At 71.9% G+C, this 16,405-nt stretch carries 10 protein-coding genes; 8 read left to right on the forward strand and 2 right to left on the reverse strand.

Annotated features, from left to right (window positions below; genetic code table 11):
• Positions 1-215 precede the first annotated feature (215 nt).
• From Sm713_RS08755 to serA, 5 genes are all read left to right on the forward strand, one after another.
• Positions 216-3,182 (forward strand): bifunctional diguanylate cyclase/phosphodiesterase, encoded by a 2,967-nt coding sequence (locus Sm713_RS08755; protein WP_249416177.1) that lies wholly within the window; start codon positions 216-218, stop codon positions 3,180-3,182.
• Between the two features lie 270 nt (positions 3,183-3,452).
• Positions 3,453-5,336: an acetolactate synthase large subunit gene (locus Sm713_RS08760; protein ID WP_212909081.1), complete on the forward strand. Its 1,884-nt coding sequence runs from the start codon at positions 3,453-3,455 to the stop codon at positions 5,334-5,336.
• Positions 5,337-5,374: 38 nt separating this feature from the next.
• Entirely contained in the window at positions 5,375-5,899 is a 525-nt protein-coding gene (ilvN, locus tag Sm713_RS08765) for an acetolactate synthase small subunit (protein WP_212909082.1), read from the forward strand.
• A gap of 298 nt (positions 5,900-6,197) precedes the next feature.
• On the forward strand, positions 6,198-7,196 hold the full coding sequence (gene ilvC, locus Sm713_RS08770) for a ketol-acid reductoisomerase (protein ID WP_212909083.1): 999 nt from the start codon (positions 6,198-6,200) through the stop codon (positions 7,194-7,196).
• Between the two features lie 368 nt (positions 7,197-7,564).
• The gene (gene serA, locus Sm713_RS08775; RefSeq protein ID WP_212909084.1) at positions 7,565-9,166 is read left to right on the forward strand and encodes a phosphoglycerate dehydrogenase; all 1,602 of its coding nucleotides are present in this window, start codon (positions 7,565-7,567) and stop codon (positions 9,164-9,166) included.
• A gap of 96 nt (positions 9,167-9,262) precedes the next feature.
• Here serA and Sm713_RS08780 read toward each other — a convergent pair whose 3' ends face one another.
• Positions 9,263-10,765: an MFS transporter gene (locus Sm713_RS08780; protein ID WP_212911879.1), complete on the reverse strand. Its 1,503-nt coding sequence runs from the start codon at positions 10,763-10,765 to the stop codon at positions 9,263-9,265.
• Between the two features lie 303 nt (positions 10,766-11,068).
• Here Sm713_RS08780 and Sm713_RS08785 point away from each other — a divergent pair, with 303 nt between their 5' ends.
• Positions 11,069-11,692, forward strand: a complete 624-nt coding sequence (locus Sm713_RS08785; RefSeq protein WP_212909085.1) for a TetR/AcrR family transcriptional regulator — start codon at positions 11,069-11,071, stop codon at positions 11,690-11,692.
• Positions 11,693-11,731: 39 nt separating this feature from the next.
• Here the strand turns inward: Sm713_RS08785 and Sm713_RS08790 are convergent, their stop codons facing one another.
• Entirely contained in the window at positions 11,732-12,943 is a 1,212-nt protein-coding gene (locus tag Sm713_RS08790) for a CdaR family transcriptional regulator (RefSeq protein WP_212909086.1), read from the reverse strand.
• 339 nt (positions 12,944-13,282) lie between these two features.
• Here Sm713_RS08790 and Sm713_RS08795 point away from each other — a divergent pair, with 339 nt between their 5' ends.
• Both Sm713_RS08795 and pruA read left to right on the forward strand, forming a co-directional pair.
• Positions 13,283-14,209: a proline dehydrogenase family protein gene (locus Sm713_RS08795; RefSeq protein ID WP_212909087.1), complete on the forward strand. Its 927-nt coding sequence runs from the start codon at positions 13,283-13,285 to the stop codon at positions 14,207-14,209.
• 60 nt (positions 14,210-14,269) lie between these two features.
• Entirely contained in the window at positions 14,270-15,919 is a 1,650-nt protein-coding gene (gene pruA, locus Sm713_RS08800; RefSeq protein WP_212909088.1) for an L-glutamate gamma-semialdehyde dehydrogenase, read from the forward strand.
• Positions 15,920-16,405: the final 486 nt, after the last annotated feature.

A 16,405-nucleotide genomic window follows, 5' to 3' on the forward strand; every position in this document is an offset into this window, starting at 1 on the left:
CGGGCGATGCACGGCCAATGGACAATCAATCCGCAGCGGCGAAGCCGCCGACTGGAACCCCGGCGACCGGTGACGCGCATACCGAGCGGCGCGTCCCACCGCACGGACGCACCGCCTGCCGGCCGCGGGGCGCGGCCGGCCGGGCAGCCGCGGGCCGGCCATCCGGCCCGTCCCGGCGGCCCCTCGGAGCACGCCGTCCGGGCGGGAGCGGACCGGTGAGCACCCCGGTGCTCCTGGCGCGGCGGCCGTTCCCCAGCGGATGCGGCCTGTTTCCGCAGTGCATTCTGGTCCTGGCCTGCGGCGGTTACGCCATCGGCGCCGCCCTGGGCTGGGGCACGAAGTGGATCGCCCTCGTCATGGGCGACTTCGGGCTCAGCATCGCGGCCCTCACGGCCGCGGTCTCCTGCCTGCTCTACGCACGCAGCCGCAGCAGCGGGCTGCGGCCGGCCTGGCTGCTGTTCGCGCTCTCGTCCCTGATGGCGGCGATCGGCAACGGCGTATGGGGCTGGTACGAAGTCGTGCTGGACCGCGCGGTACCCACCCCGAGCTGCGCGGACCTGTTCTTCCTGTGCTTCGCGCCGCCCGCCATCATCGGCCTCCTGGTGCTAGCCAAACGCCCCAACACGAAGGCCGGCTGGGCCTGCCTCGCGCTGGACGCCGGGCTGATCGGCGGCTCGCTGCTGACCCTCTCCTGGAGCCTCGCGCTCGCCCGCACGGCCCGCGTGCCCAGGCAGAGCGTCGAGCACGTCGCCCTCTCGCTCGCCTACCCGCTGCTGGACATCGTCCTGATCAGCATGGTGCTCGTCCTGCACTTCAGGCGCGCCTCCGTCAACCGCACGGCGGTGAACACCGCGATCGGAGCCCTCGCGCTCACCGTGCTCTCCGACGCGCTCTTCACCTCGCCCCTGCTGCACGAGACCTACCGCTCCGGCCAGTTCCTGGACGCCGGCTGGTTCGCGGGCTCGCTGCTGCTCGCGTACGCCCCCTGGGCGGGCACGGCCCGCGGGCGGAAGCCGTCGGCCACCGCGCCCGCGCCCGCCGCGGCCGTGCCCGCGCCCCGCAAGGCCGGCGACCGCCACGACGGCGCGGCCACCCCGGCCGCGGGCGGCCCCGATCCGGTCACCCTGCGCGGGGCACCCGGCCGGGCGGCCACCGAGCACGAGCGGTACCCCGTCAGCCGCCCCACGACGGGCTCCCTGGCCGCCCTGACGCCCTATCTGGCGGCGGCCGTGTGCACCCTCGGCATCCTGTGCAACGTCCTCGACAACCGCAGCGTCGACCGCGTGGTGCTCTTCACGGCCTGCACCGTCGTGCTCGTCCTGATCGTCCGCCAGGGCATCATGCTCCTGGAGAACATGGCCCTCGCCCGCGAGCTGGCCCAGCAGGAGAACCACTTCCGCTCCCTGGTCCAGGGCTCCAGCGACGTCATCATGATCGCGGCGCCGGACGGCGTGCTCCAGTACGTCAGCCCCGCAGCCGCGGGCGTCTACGGCCGCGACGCCGCCGAACTCGTCGGCTCCAAGCTCTCCGCGCTGATCCACCCCGAGGACCTGGGCGCCGTACTCCACGAGGTGCGCCGGTTCCGCGCCGCGAGCCCCTCCCAGGAGCCCACCAGCCGCATCGAGTGCCGCTTCAGGTCGGGCGACGGCCAGTGGCTCAACGTCGAGTCCACGATCAACCGCCACGAGGGCGGCCTGATCCTCAACAGCCGCGACGTCACCGAGCGCGTACGCCTCCAGGCGCAGCTCCAGCACAACGCCGAGCACGACCCGCTCACCGACCTGCCCAACCGCGTGCTGTTCACCCGCCGTGTCAGCCTCGCGCTCAGCGGCCGGCGCACCACCGACCGCGGCACGGCAGTGCTCTTCATCGACCTGGACGGCTTCAAGGGCGTCAACGACACCATCGGCCACCAGGCGGGCGACGAGCTGCTGGTCCAGGCGGCCCGCAGGCTCCAGGACGCGGTGCGCCAGTCGGACACCGCGGCCCGGCTCGGCGGCGACGAGTTCGCCGCCCTGGTCGTCGGCGACGGCAGCGTCGGCCACACCGCCCGCGAGCAGCACATCTACGAGCTGGCGGACCGGCTGAGGGCCGCCCTGTCCCGGCCGTACACCATCGACGGGCACGACGTCCGGGTGGGCGCCTCCATCGGCTGCGCCTTCGCCGAGCCCGGCATGTCCGCCGGCGAGCTGCTGCGCAACGCCGACCTCGCGATGTACCGCGCCAAGGCCGGCGGCAAGGCCCGCGTCGAGCTGTACGCGCCGCACATGCGGGCCGACGCCCAGGTACGCGCCGACGTGGTGCGCACCGCCCCGTTCACGGGCCGCCGCCGGCCGGCCGCGCACGAGGACGACTTCGCCCTGCTGCACGAGCCCGTGGTCTGCCTGAACACCGGCCGCGTCGCCTCCGTCGCCGCACACGTCCGCTGGCGCACCGCCCAGGGCGCCCTCTACGCCCCCGGCGAACTGCTCCGGGGCGACGACCCGGAGCACGCCGCGGAGCTGGGCCGCCGGACGATGGAGGCGGCCGTGGAGCAGGCCGCCGAGCGGGCCCGCGCCGGTCACGTCCTGCCCGTCGTGGTGAGGACGACCGCCCGCCGCCTGCTGGACCGCTCCCTGCCCGCGGGCTCCATCGAGGCACTGCTCACCCGCTACGGGCTGCCCTCCGGCGCCCTCGTCGTCGAGCTGGCCGGCAGCGACCCGCACGCCCCGCTGGACGAGCTGGAGCGCCGCCTGTCGGCCCTGCGCCGGCACGGCGTACGGATCTCGCTGGACGGCTTCGGCACCGGCTACGCGGCCTTCAACAGCCTCCGCAAGCTCCCCGTCGACTGCCTGAAGCTCGACAAGGCGCTCGTCGAGGGCGTCGCCGACTCCGCCCGGCTGCACAAGATCACCAGTGGCCTGCTGCGGATCGCGTCCGACCTGGGCCTGGACTCCGTCGCGGACGGCGTCGACCGCCCCGAGCAGGCCGCCGCGCTGCGCGAGATGGGCTGCACCCACGGGCAGGGCCAGGTCTTCTCCGGCCCGCTGGACGAGTATCGTCTGCGCAGGACACTGACCGTCGGCCACTTCCCGGTGCCCGGCGGCGCCGTCGAGGCGGTGCTCACCGGAGGCTCCGCGGGAGCCCTCACGGGGCACGCGGCCAGCCGTTCACATAATGAGACGCCTGTCCCACCACCTTGACAGTCAGAGCGCGGCGGGGGGAAGGTCATGCCATGCGCACCCGAATCCTCGTACTTGGACAGCGCGTCGGCTGAGCTGGACCGCGGTCAGTAGGACCCTCCAGCGACCACCACCCGGCGCGCTCCCCTCGCTTGCCTCACGGCACGAGGGGTTTTTTGTTGCACCGGCGCCCCGGCCGGCACGGATCCGGCCGCGGCGCCCGCTCTCTCCCCTTTCGACAGCCCTCGCACCGCACGACCCACGCACCGAAACCTCAGCATCGAGAAGAGAATGCCGATGACCGAGCAGGCCCCCGGGGCCCATCATCCGCAGCCGCGGCCCCGTTCCACCCCGCAGCCCGGCACACCCGTCGAGCACGTGACGGGCGCGCAGGCCCTCATCCGCTCGCTCGAGGAGGTCGGGGCCGACACGGTATTCGGAATCCCCGGCGGTGCGATCCTCCCGGCGTACGACCCCCTGATGGACTCCTCCCGGGTCCGCCACGTCCTGGTCCGGCACGAGCAGGGCGCCGGCCACGCGGCCACCGGCTACGCGCAGGCCACCGGCAGGGTCGGCGTCTGCATGGCCACCTCGGGCCCCGGCGCCACCAACCTGGTGACCCCCCTCGCGGACGCCCATCTCGACTCGGTGCCGGTGGTCGCGATCACCGGCCAGGTCGCCACCAACCTGATCGGCACGGACGGCTTCCAGGAGGCCGACATCGTCGGCATCTCCATGCCGATCACCAAGCACAACTTCCTCGTCAAGAACCCCGACGACATCTCCAGGACCATCGCCGAGGCCTTCCACATCGCCTCCACGGGGCGCCCGGGGCCCGTCCTGGTCGACATCGCCAAGGACGCCCTCCAGGCCCGCACCACCTTCAGCTGGCCGCCCACCCTGGACCTGCCCGGCTACCGCCCGGTGACCAAGCCGCACGCCAAGCAGATCCGCGAGGCCGCCAAGCTGATCGCCCAGGCCAGGCGGCCCGTCCTGTACGTCGGCGGCGGCGTGCTGAAGGCCCGTGCCACCGCCGAGCTGAAGATCCTCGCCGAGCTCACCGGCGCGCCCGTCACCACCACCCTGATGGCGCTCGGAGCCTTCCCCGACAGCCACCCGCAGCACGTCGGCATGCCCGGCATGCACGGCGCGGTCACCGCCGTCACCGCGCTCCAGAAGGCCGACCTGATCATCGCCCTCGGCGCCCGGTTCGACGACCGCGTCACCGGCAAGCTGGACAGCTTCGCCCCGCACGCCAAGATCGTCCACGCCGACGTCGACCCGGCGGAGATCGGTAAGAACCGCGCCGCCGACGTGCCGATCGTCGGTGACGCGCGCGAGGTGCTCGCCGACCTGGTGCAGGCGGTCCAGCGCGAGCACAGCGAGGGCGGCGCCGGCGAGGCGGCCGTCTCGAAGTACGCCGGCTGGTGGCGCGACCTCAACCGCTGGCGCGAGACCTACCCGCTCGGCTACGACCACCCCGCCGACGGCAGCCTCGCACCGCAGCAGGTCATCGAGCGCATCGGCCAGCTCGCCCCGGAGGGCACGATCTTCGCCGCGGGCGTCGGCCAGCACCAGATGTGGGCGGCGCACTTCATCGACTACGACAAGCCCGCGACCTGGCTCAACTCCGGCGGCGCCGGGACGATGGGCTACGCGGTGCCGGCCGCGATGGGCGCCCAGGCCGGCCGCCCCGACCGCACCGTCTGGGCGATCGACGGCGACGGCTGCTTCCAGATGACCAACCAGGAGCTGACCACCTGCGCCCTGAACAACATCCCGATCAAGGTCGCCATCATCAACAACGGCGCCCTGGGGATGATCCGCCAGTGGCAGACGCTGTTCTACAACCAGCGCTACTCCCACAGCGCCCTGCACGGCGGCAAGAAGGACGGTGCCCCGGCGGGCGGTGAGTCCAGCGGCGGCACGCGCGTCCCCGACTTCGTGAAGCTCGCGGAGGCCATGGGCTGCGTCGCGATGCGCTGCGAGTCGCCGGACGACCTGGACAAGGTGATCGAGGAGGCCAACGCCATCACCGACCGCCCCGTCGTGGTCGACTTCATCGTCCACGAGGACGCCATGGTGTGGCCGATGGTCGCCGCAGGCACCTCCAACGACGAGGTCATGGCCGCCCGGGGCGTCCGCCCCGACTTCGGCGACCTCCAGGAAGACTGAACCGGCCGAGACGCAAGAGCGAAAGAAGAGATAGCGACATGTCCAAGCACACGCTCTCCGTCCTGGTCGAGAACACCCCCGGCATCCTCGCCAGGATCGCCGCCCTGTTCTCCCGCCGCGGCTTCAACATCGACTCGCTGGCCGTCGGCACCACCGAGCACCCCGACATCTCCCGCATCACCATCGTGGTCACCGTGGAGGACCTGCCGCTCGAACAGGTCACCAAACAGCTCAACAAGCTCGTCAACGTCCTGAAGATCGTCGAACTGGAACCGGGCAGCGCCGTCCAGCGCGAGCTCGTCCTCGTGAAGGTGCGCGCCGACAACGAGACGCGCTCCCAGATCGTGGAGATCGTCCAGCTCTTCCGCGCCAAGACCGTCGACGTCTCCCCGGAGGCCGTCACGGTGGAGGCCACCGGATCCAGCGACAAGCTGGAGGCGATGCTGAAGATGCTGGAGCCGTTCGGTATCAAGGAACTCGTGCAGTCCGGCACCATCGCCATCGGACGCGGTGCCCGCTCCATCACTGACCGCAGCCTCAGAGCGCTGGACCGCAGCGCCTAGGCACACGGCGGCGCACGCGGGGCCCGGGAGCCCGGCCGAACGGCCGGCCCCTCCCGGGCCGTGAACCCCGCACCCCCGGGGCTCGTAGGACACAGAGGGAGCCGCACAACGGATCCCGAGAACGTCCAGAGAACAACGCAGAGAACAAAGCAGAGAAATTTCATAGCAAAAGGGGAAGCCGAACTGGCTCCCCGCTCCCGTCAGGTTCCCTGATCCCGGCATCCGAGACCGTGGAACCTTCCCCTCCGCGCCCCCGTACGGTGGGACGCAGCAACACCAGTACAAACAAGGAGACCCAGTGGCCGAGCTGTTCTACGACGACGACGCCGACCTGTCCATCATCCAGAACCGCAAGGTCGCGGTCATCGGTTACGGAAGCCAGGGCCACGCTCACGCCCTGTCGCTGCGCGACTCTGGTGTCGATGTCCGCGTGGGCCTGCACGAGGGCTCGAAGTCCAAGGCGAAGGCCGAGGAGCAGGGCCTTCGGGTGGTCACCCCCGCCGAGGCCGCCGCCGAGGCGGACGTGATCATGGTCCTCGTTCCGGACCCGATCCAGGGCCGCGTCTACGAGGAGTCCATCGCGGCCAACCTGAAGGACGGCGACGCGCTGTTCTTCGGCCACGGCTTCAACATCCGCTACGGCCTCATCAAGCCTCCCGCGGGTGTCGACGTCTGCATGGTCGCCCCCAAGGGCCCCGGCCACCTGGTGCGCCGCCAGTACGAGGAGGGCCGCGGCGTTCCGTGTATCGCGGCCGTCGAGCAGGACGCCAGCGGCAAGGCCTTCGAGCTGGCCCTGTCCTACTCCAAGGGCATCGGGGGCACCCGCGCCGGCGTCATCAAGACCACCTTCACCGAGGAGACCGAGACCGACCTGTTCGGTGAGCAGACCGTGCTCTGCGGCTCGATCACCTCGCTGGTCAAGGCGGGCTTCGAGACGCTGGTCGAGGCGGGCTACCAGCCGGAGATCGCGTACTTCGAGTGCTTCCACGAGCTCAAGCTGATCGTGGACCTCATGTACGAGGGCGGCCTGGAGAAGATGCTCTGGTCGATCTCGGAGACCGCCGAGTGGGGCAACTACGTCTCCGGTCCGCGCCTGATCAACGACGGCACCAAGGCCGAGATGAAGAAGATCCTCGGCGAGATCCAGGACGGCACCTTCGCCAACAACTGGATGAAGGAGTACGAGTCCGGTCTGCCCCGCTACAACGAGTACAAGAAGGCCGACTCGGAGCACCTCCTGGAGACCACGGGCAAGAAGCTGCGCAAGCTGATGAGCTGGGTCGACGAAGAGGCCTGAGCCGCCGGCACGGGGGCCGCTCCCGAGACGGGGGCGGCCCCCGCGTCATACGCGCGCCCGGGTGCCGCTGCCCGGCCGCGCCATTCGCGCCCGGGTGCCGCCGTCCGGGCCGGTCCCGTTCATCGGGCATCCCCGCGCGGGCGGCCCCGGCCGGGGGCCCCAGGATCGCCAGGACAGCGTCGTTCCGCCCGTCCGGCACGGACGGGTGATCTTTTCGTCGACCGGATTACGCCAAGCACATCCGCCACTACACTTGCTGAGCACATACGCGTCGGGCCCACAGCGTCGTGCGTCTTCCACGCGGCTAGCACCCTCCACCGCATGCGGCCTCGGGACGGGCCGCCCGCAAGGGACTTGTGAGGACTCACGTGAGCACAGCGTCGCAGAAACCCGTCGTACTCATCGCCGAAGAGCTGTCACCCGCCACCGTCGACGCGTTGGGCCCCGACTTCGAGATCAGGCACTGCAACGGAGCGGACCGAGCCGAACTGCTCCCGGCCATCGCCGACGTCGACGCCATACTGATCCGCTCCGCGACCAAGGTCGACGCCGAAGCCGTGGCCGCCGCACGCAAGCTCAAGGTCGTCGCCCGCGCCGGCGTCGGCCTCGACAACGTCGACGTCGCCGCCGCCACCAAGGCCGGCGTCATGGTCGTCAACGCCCCCACGTCGAACATCGTCACCGCCGCCGAGCTGGCCTGCGGCCTGATCATCGCCAGCGCGCGCAACATCCCGCAGGCCAACGCCGCGCTGAAGAACGGCGAGTGGAAGCGGTCGAAGTACACCGGTGTCGAGCTCGCCGAGAAGACCCTCGGCGTGGTGGGCCTCGGCCGGATCGGCGCGCTGGTCGCGCAGCGCATGACCGCCTTCGGCATGAAGGTCGTCGCGTACGACCCGTACGTGCAGCCGGCGCGGGCCGCCCAGATGGGCGTCAAGGTGCTCTCCCTGGACGAGCTGCTCCAGGTCTCCGACTTCATCACCGTGCACCTCCCGAAGACCCCCGAGACGCTGGGCCTGATCGACGACGAGGCGCTGCACAAGGTCAAGCCCTCGGTACGCATCGTGAACGCCGCCCGCGGCGGGATCGTCGACGAGGAGGCGCTGTACTCGGCGCTCAAGGAGGGCCGGGTCGCCGGCGCCGGCCTCGACGTCTACGCCAAGGAGCCGTGCACGGACTCCCCGCTCTTCCAGTTCGACCAGGTCGTGGCCACCCCGCACCTCGGCGCCTCCACCGACGAGGCCCAGGAGAAGGCCGGCATCGCCGTCGCCAAGTCCGTCCGCCTCGCGCTCGCCGGCGAGCTGGTCCCCGACGCGGTGAACGTCCAGGGCGGCGTGATCGCCGAGGACGTCAAGCCGGTCCTGCCGCTCGCCGAGAAGCTCGGCCGGATCTTCACCGCCCTCGCGGGCGAGGTCGCCGTCCGGCTCGACGTCGAGGTCTACGGCGACATCACCCAGCACGACGTCAAGGTCCTGGAGCTCTCCGCCCTCAAGGGCGTCTTCGAGGACGTCATCGACGAGACCGTGTCCTACGTCAACGCCCCCCTGTTCGCCCAGGAGCGCGGCGTCGAGGTGCGGCTGACCACCAGCAGCGAGTCGACCGACCACCGCAACGTCGTCACCGTCCGCGGCACCATGGGCGACGGCCAGGAGATCTCGGTCTCCGGCACGCTCGCCGGCCCCAAGAACCACCAGAAGATCGTCGCCATCGGCGAGTACACCGTCGACCTCGCGCTCGCCGACCACATGGTCGTGCTGGGCTACGACGACCGCCCCGGCGTCGTCGGCACGGTCGGCCGGGTGCTCGGCGAGGCCGGGATCAACATCGCCGGGATGCAGGTGTCCCGTGCGGTGGCCGGCGGCGAGGCCCTCACGGTGCTCACCGTCGACGGCACGGTCCCGCAGGCCGTGCTCGCGGAGGTCGCGTCGGAGATCGGCGCCGAGTCGGCACGCTCGGTGAACCTGGTCGCCTGACGCATTGCGGGGCTGCGCCCCGCTGCCCCGAAAGGGGCGCGGGGAACGGCTGGGGGCACCTCCCACGCGGTTCAGGCAGTGGGGGACGGCACGTCGTCACCGTCCCGAGGGGGCTGTCTCTGCCGTGTCCGGACCTGCGGCAGGCGGGTGGTTGCTCGCGCCCCTGGCTGGGCCGGGGCGCAGCCCCGTCTTGCGAACCGCGTAGACCGCCGCCGCGACGAGCAGCACCACGGCGGCGAGCGCGGCCGCGTGCATGCCGGCCGTGAAGGCATCCCGTGCCGCCGCCACCACTTCCGCACCGGCCCGCCCCGGAAGCCGGCCCGCGGCGGCGAGCGCGCCGCCCAGGGTCTCGCGGGCCGCGGCGGGCGCGCCGGCGGGCATCCGATGGCGGTAGACAGCGGTGCCGATGGATCCGAGGACCGCCATGCCGAGGGCGCCGCCGAACTCCTGGCCCGTCTCCATCAGCGACGACGCCGAGCCGGCCCGCTCCACGGGCGCCGAAGCCAGCGCCAGGTCGGTCAGCTGGGACATCACCGTCACGATGCCGGAGGCGAGGACGCCCGCCCCGGCGAGCACCGTCCACAGCGAGTGGGTGCCGGCCAGCGCCAGCAGGCCGTAGCCGCCCGCGGCGACCACGAAGCCGGCGGCCACCACCCCGGCCCGGGAGACCCCGCGCTGCACCAGCGCCGTGGCGGCCGGCGCCGCGACACCGATCAGGACCGACGGCAGCAGCGCCCAGAGCGCCGCCTCGATGGCGCTCTTGCCCAGCACGGACTGCAGGTACTGGGTGGTGAACAGCGCCGAGCCCATCATGGCGAACGACGCCACGAGGTTCAGCACCACCGCGGGGCCGAAGCCGCGGCCGCGGAAGAGCACGGGAGAGACCAGCGGGGCGGTGGCGGTGCGCTGGCGGCGGACGAAGAGCACGGCGAAGATTACGCCGACGGCGAGCGAGAGAACGTACAGCGGGTGGAAGCCCTCTGAGGGGATCTCCTTCAGGCCGTAGACGAGGGGCAGCACCGCGGCCATCGACAGCGGCACGCTCAGCAGGTCGAAGCGCTCCTTGCGGGGGCTCCGCGACTCCGGGAGCAGGACGGGCGCGAGCACCAGCAGCAGCACCATCACGGGCAGGTTGACCAGGAAGACCGAGCCCCACCAGAAGTGCTCGACCAGCAGGCCGCTGAGCACCGAGCCGAGCGCGATGCCACCGGTCATCACGCCGGACCAGATGCCGATGGCCCGGGCCCGCTCGCCCGCGTCCCGGAACATCTCGCGCACCAGCGCCATCGTCGACGGCATCAGGGTGGCACCGCCGAGGCCGAGCACCGCGCGGGCGGCGATCAGGGTCTCCGCGCTGTTCGCGTAGGCCGCGGCCAGCGATGCCCCGCCGAAGGCGGCGGCGCCGAGCAGCAGGAGTCTGCGGCGGCCTATGCGGTCGCCGAGGGAGCCCATCGTCATCAGCAGGCCGGCGAGCACGAAGCCGTAGACGTCGAAGACCCACAGCTGCTGGGTGCCGGTCGGGTGGAGATCGGCGCCGATCGCCGGGATGGCGAAGTACAGCACCGAGACGTCCATGGAGACCAGCAGCAGCGGAAGCATCAGGACGCACAGGGCGGTCCACTCGCGCCGGCCCGCACGGGGACCGGGCCCGGGTGCGTCAGGTGCGCCCCGGCCCGCGGCAGGGGGTGAGGTGAGGTCCGCGGCCGGGTCCACGGCGGGGGGCGAGGCGAGGTCCGCGGCGGCGTGCGTGCCGGTCGATCGGGAGGCGCCTGACGGCGCGTCGGAGTGAGTCATGCCGGGGAATGTACAGGCGTCTTAAACGCACGTCTATGACGACTGTATAAGACGAGCGTGTGGGACGCCCGTATGGGACGCTTGTACGGACTGGCGTAAGGTGCGCGCATGGGACACCGTGAGGATCTGCTGGAGGGCGCGAAGCGCTGCCTGCTCGCGAAGGGGTTCGTGCGCACCACGGCACGGGATGTCGTCAAGGAGTCCGGGACCAATCTCGCCTCGATCGGCTACCACTACGGCTCGAAGGACGCGCTCCTCGCGCGGGCCTACATCTCGCTGATCGAGGGCCTGGGGGACGGCTTCTCCGGTCCCGGCCCCGCGTCGAGCAAGGCGCCCCCGGGCTCGCTGGAACGCTTCAGGGAGAGCTGGGCGAACATCCTCCGGTCCTTCCCCGACTCCCGCGCCATCTGGATGCTCACCTTCGAGTTCATCCTCCACGGCGAACAGCTCGCGGAGGTCAGGCGGCTCCTGATCGAGGCGCAGGGGGAGGGCCGGGCGGGACTGGTGCCGCTGTTCAGCGGTGTCCCGGAGGCCGATCTCGACAAGGAGACCGTCGAGTCGGAGGGCCGCTTCTACCAGACGCTGCTCAACGGCCTGATGGTCCAGTGGCTCTTCGACCCCGACTCCGCGACGAACGCCGACCACCTGGCGGAGGGGCTCCGCAGGATCGCCGCAGGCGTCACGAGCGGGGCGGACGCGGGGACGGAGGGCGCCGGCTCGGGCGGCGCATGAAGCCGCACCCGCCCTGCCCGAACAACGTCGCACCCGGAGCTACAGCCGCGCCCCTTTGAGCGTCATGTGCAGCAGTAGCCGGTCCTCGCCGTCGTCCAGGTCGAGGCCGGTGAGCTGTTCCACCCGGGAGAGGCGGTAGTAGAGGGTCTGGCGGTGGATGCCCAGCAGCGCCGCGGTGCGGCCCGCCTGGCCGGCGCAGTCCAGGAACGCCTCGGCGGTGCGGGCCAGTTCGCGGTGCGCGGGCGCCAGCAGCTCCTGGGCCACGGGGTCCCTGGACGCCCGCGGGGGCAGGGCCGTCAGCATGCGGTACGGACCGATGGCGGACCACTGCGCGACCGGCCCGAGCCGGTCCTCCGCGAGCGCGGCGCGGGCCGCCGCCAGCGCCTCGTACCAGGAGTCGGCCAGCTCGGCCAGGCCCCTGCGGGGCGCGGCGAGGCCGGCGGCGGTGCGGGCCCCGGCGGGGGAGCGGCGCAACCGGTCCGCCGCCGACAGGGCCGGGGTGAGGACGCCCGTCGCGCGCAGCCGGATCAGTACCGCCAGGCTCTGGCTCGACGCGCGCCACGGCATCGTGCAGACCGCGGCGGCACCGGGGACCGTGTGCGGCGACGGGGCGTCGTCCGGCTCGGCGGAGGGCCACGGGGCCACGCAGACGACGGTGTGCAGGCCGTCCGCGTCGGCGCCCAGCTCGGTGCGGAGCGCGGCGAGCGCGGTGGCGACGGCGGCAGGGTCGGCGGGGCCCTGGGTGCCGCCCGCGCCCGGGGCGCGTCCCGCGCTCAGCACCGTCCGGAACTCCCTCGTCAGGTCCGCGCCCGCCTGCGCCTCGTCGGCGAGGAGCGCCCCGATCCGGGCGGCCACCTCCATCGCGGCGGACAGCTGCTGTTCGGTGGGGCCGGCGCCGTCGCCCGCGTCGAGCAGCCACACGTAGCCGAGGACCGTCCCGCGGTGCCGCACGGGCAGGCAGATGCGGGCCAGGTTGACGCCCGCCTCCGGGGCGGCCGGAATCCGCACCGGGCCGGTGGCGCGCGCGATGCCGAAACCCTCGAACCAGTCGCGCACCGCGGCCGTGGAGCGGCGCGTCAGGATCGACCGGGTGCGCACGGGGTCCAGCGACGAGGCGTCGAAGTCGATGCCGCTGCCCTGCGCCCCGTAGGCGATCAGCCCGAAGCCGCGGTCCTCCAGCGTCGCGGGAGTGCCGAGCAGCACGGAGATCTCGTCGACGAGATCCTGGTAGTCGCCTTTCACGCCCCCCATTAGACCCCCCTCCCACTCCTGCGCGACCGCCCCGTCGGTGAGGCGGGCGACTCCGAGCCCGCCTGCTCTGTCCAGCCGACTTTCAGACATCTGTCTGAGATCCAGGCCACGGATGCGTGACACCTGTCGATGGCGGAGGATCGGAGAGATCGTTTACTTTCACGGTGGTTCTCCGTACTGCATCCGGTTGCTCCGGAAAATCAAGGAATCGCCGGATACACCCGGGTGTCCACCCGGTGCGTGTCCGCCGCGTCCGGTGTCACCCACACACGGTGACACGGTGACCGGCACACACGGTGTCGGTCACACGCTGTTGGTACGACTCCCGTGGAGGTGCCCGTGCTCGGTCCCGTGATCCTCGCCGCGTCGCGCAGCGAGCGCACCCGCCGGTTCCTCACCACCACCCCGATGACCAGGCCCGTCGTGGGACGGTTCATAGCGGGGGAGTCGGTCGAGGGCACCCTGCCGGTGATCAAGGACATGGCGGACCGCGGCCTCGACGTCACCCTGGACGTGCTCGGCGAGGACGTCAGCGACCCGGCCGACGCGCTCCGCGCCCGGGACTCCTACCTTCGGCTGGTCGACGCGCTGGCGCCGCTCGCGCTCGGGCCCCGGGCCGAGATGTCCGTGAAGCTCTCCGCTTTCGGCCAGGCCCTGCCCGGCGGCCACGACCTGGCGCTGCGGCACGCCACCGCGGTCGCCGAGGCCGCCGCGGCCATCGGGACCACGGTCACGTTGGACATGGAGGACCACACCACCACCGACTCCACGCTCGCCGTCCACTCCGAGCTGCTGCGCGCCTTCCCGCGCACCGGCGCCGTCATCCAGTCGTACCTGTTCCGCAGCGAGGACGACTGCCGCGAGCTCGCCCGGGCAGGCTCACGAGTGAGACTGGTGAAGGGCGCCTACAAGGAGCCGCCCTCCGTCGCCCACCAGGACAGGGCCGAGGTCGACAAGGCGTACATCCGCTGCCTGAAGATCCTCATGACCGGTGACTGCTATCCGATGGTCGGCTCCCACGACCCGCGGATCGTGGCCATCGCGGGGGAGCTGGCGGAGCGCGCGGGCCGCGGGCCGGACGACTACGAGTTCCAGATGCTCTACGGCATCCGGACCGCGGAGCACGCACGGCTGGCCGCCCAGGGACACCGGATGCGCGTCTACGTCGCCTTCGGCACCGACTGGTACGGATATTTCATGCGCCGTCTCGCGGAGCGCCCGGCGAACCTCGCGTTCTTCCTGCGATCGCTGGCCACCCGCGGCTGACGGCTCCCGGCCCGCCCGCCCCCGCCGACCACCCACTCACCGTAAGGAGATCCGGCACCCATGGATGCCCTCACCCAGGTCCCCGCGCCGGTCAACGAGCCGCCGCGCGGCTACGCACCCGGCTCCCCGGAGCGTACCCGCCTCGAGGCCGCCCTCAAGGAGCTGGCGGACAACCCCACCGACCTGCCGATGACCATCGGGGGCGCCCGGCGCCTGGGTGGCGGCGAACCCTTCGAGGTCGTCCAGCCGCACCACCACGAGGCCGTCCTCGGCACCGCCCGCCAGGCCACGCAGCAGGACGCCCGGGACGCCATCGACGCCGCGCTGGCCGCCGCGCCCGGCTGGCGCGCCACCTCCTTCGCCGACCGAGCCGCGATCATCCTGCGCGCCGCCGACCTGCTCGCCGGGCCCTGGCGCGAGACGATCGCCGCCGCGACCATGCTGGGCCAGTCGAAGACCGTCCAGCAGGCCGAGATCGACGCCCCCTGCGAGCTGATCGACTTCTGGCGCTTCAACGTGAAGTACGCCCGGGACCTGCTCGCCGAGCAGCCCCTGGCCAACTCCCCGGGCTCGTGGAACCAGCTCGACCACCGCCCGCTGGAGGGCTTCGTCTACGCGATCACGCCCTTCAACTTCACGGCGATCTCCGGCAACCTGCCCACGGCCCCGGCGCTGATGGGCAACGTCGTCGTCTGGAAGCCGTCCCCCACGCAGACCCTCGCCGCCGTGCTGCTGATGCGGCTGCTGGAGGAGGCGGGCCTGCCCAAGGGCGTGATCAACCTGCTGACCGGCGACGGCACCGCCGTCTCGGAGGTCGCCCTGGAGCACCGCGACCTCGCGGGCGTCCACTTCACCGGCTCGACGAAGACGTTCCAGTACCTGTGGAAGACCGTCGGCCAGAACATCGAGAAGTACCGCACCTACCCGCGCCTCGTCGGCGAGACCGGCGGCAAGGACTTCCTCGTCGCCCACCCGAGCGCGGACCGCGCGGTGCTGAAGACGGCGCTGACCCGCGGTGCGTTCGAGTACCAGGGCCAGAAGTGCTCGGCGACCTCCCGCGCCTACATCCCGGCGTCCATCTGGAACACCGGCTTCAAGGAGGAGTTCGCGGCCGAGGTCGACGGCATCACCATGGGCGACGTCACCGACCTGTCGAACTTCATCGGCGCCCTCATCGACGAGCGGGCCTTCGCCAAGAACAAGGCGGCCATCGACCGCGCCAAGGCCGACCCCAACTGCACGGTGGTCGCCGGCGGCACGTACGACGACTCGGTCGGCTACTTCGTCCGGCCCACCGTCATCACCTGCACGGACCCTCAGAGCGAGGTCTTCACCACGGAGTACTTCGGGCCGATCCTCGCGGTGCACGTCTACGACGACACCACCGGCGACCCGGAGGCGGCCTTCGACGCGACGCTGGCCCAGATGGAGTCGGTCACCGACTACGCCCTCACCGGCTCGGTCGTCGCGAACGACCGCGCCGCCGTGGCCCGCGCCCGCGAGGCGCTGCGGTACGCCGCCGGCAACTTCTACATCAACGACAAGTCGACCGGCGCCGTCGTCGGCCAGCAGCCCTTCGGCGGCGGGCGGGCCTCCGGCACGGACGACAAGGCGGGCGCCCCGCAGAACCTGCTGCGGTGGACGCTCACCCGGGCGATCAAGGAGAACCTCGTTCCGCCGACGGACTACACGTACCCGCACATGGGGTGACCCGGCGTCCGGGGCGCCCACCGTCCCGGAGGGGTGGCTGGGGGCCACCCCGGACCACCTGTGGATCGTGGTTCTTCGCGCAGTTCCCCGCGCCCCTTATCAAGCGGGGCTGCGCCCCGGCCCACCTAGGGGCGCGGGGAACTGCGCGACCGGCCACGACGAAGGCGTCAGGTCGTCACCGTCCCGAGGGGGCTGGTTCTGTCGTGTCCGGACCACCTGTGGGTGGGTGGTTGCTCGCGCAGTTCCCCGCGCCCCTTAAGTGGGCCGGGGGTGAGGCCCACGGTTTGCTCGGGGCGGCAGCCCCGCCCGCCGGGGGAGTGAACTCCGTCTCAGATAGTAGGAAGTCCAAGTAGTTCTACAGACAGCCGCCGCGTGCTCGCCTAACTTGTAAGAGCCGAACGTGTCGCCAGATCCGGCGCATGCGGATGTGAGCCGTGCTCGAAGCAGGTGACCCCTGCGGTGCGCGCTCCCCGCCCTTCCGGCATC

The organism is Streptomyces sp. TS71-3 (genome assembly GCF_018327685.1).
GTDB lineage: Bacteria > Actinomycetota > Actinomycetes > Streptomycetales > Streptomycetaceae > Streptomyces.

Coding starts and splice junctions, on each gene's coding strand:
- Sm713_RS08785 (WP_212909085.1), top strand. CDS start 11,069: ATGGGACACCGTGAGGATCTGCTGGAGGGCGCGAAGCGCTGCCTGCTC.
- Sm713_RS08790 (WP_212909086.1), bottom strand. CDS start 12,943: ATGGGGGGCGTGAAAGGCGACTACCAGGATCTCGTCGACGAGATCTCC.
- pruA (WP_212909088.1), top strand. CDS start 14,270: ATGGATGCCCTCACCCAGGTCCCCGCGCCGGTCAACGAGCCGCCGCGC.
- Sm713_RS08780 (WP_212911879.1), bottom strand. CDS start 10,765: ATGCTTCCGCTGCTGCTGGTCTCCATGGACGTCTCGGTGCTGTACTTC.
- Sm713_RS08760 (WP_212909081.1), top strand. CDS start 3,453: ATGCCGATGACCGAGCAGGCCCCCGGGGCCCATCATCCGCAGCCGCGG.
- ilvN (WP_212909082.1), top strand. CDS start 5,375: ATGTCCAAGCACACGCTCTCCGTCCTGGTCGAGAACACCCCCGGCATC.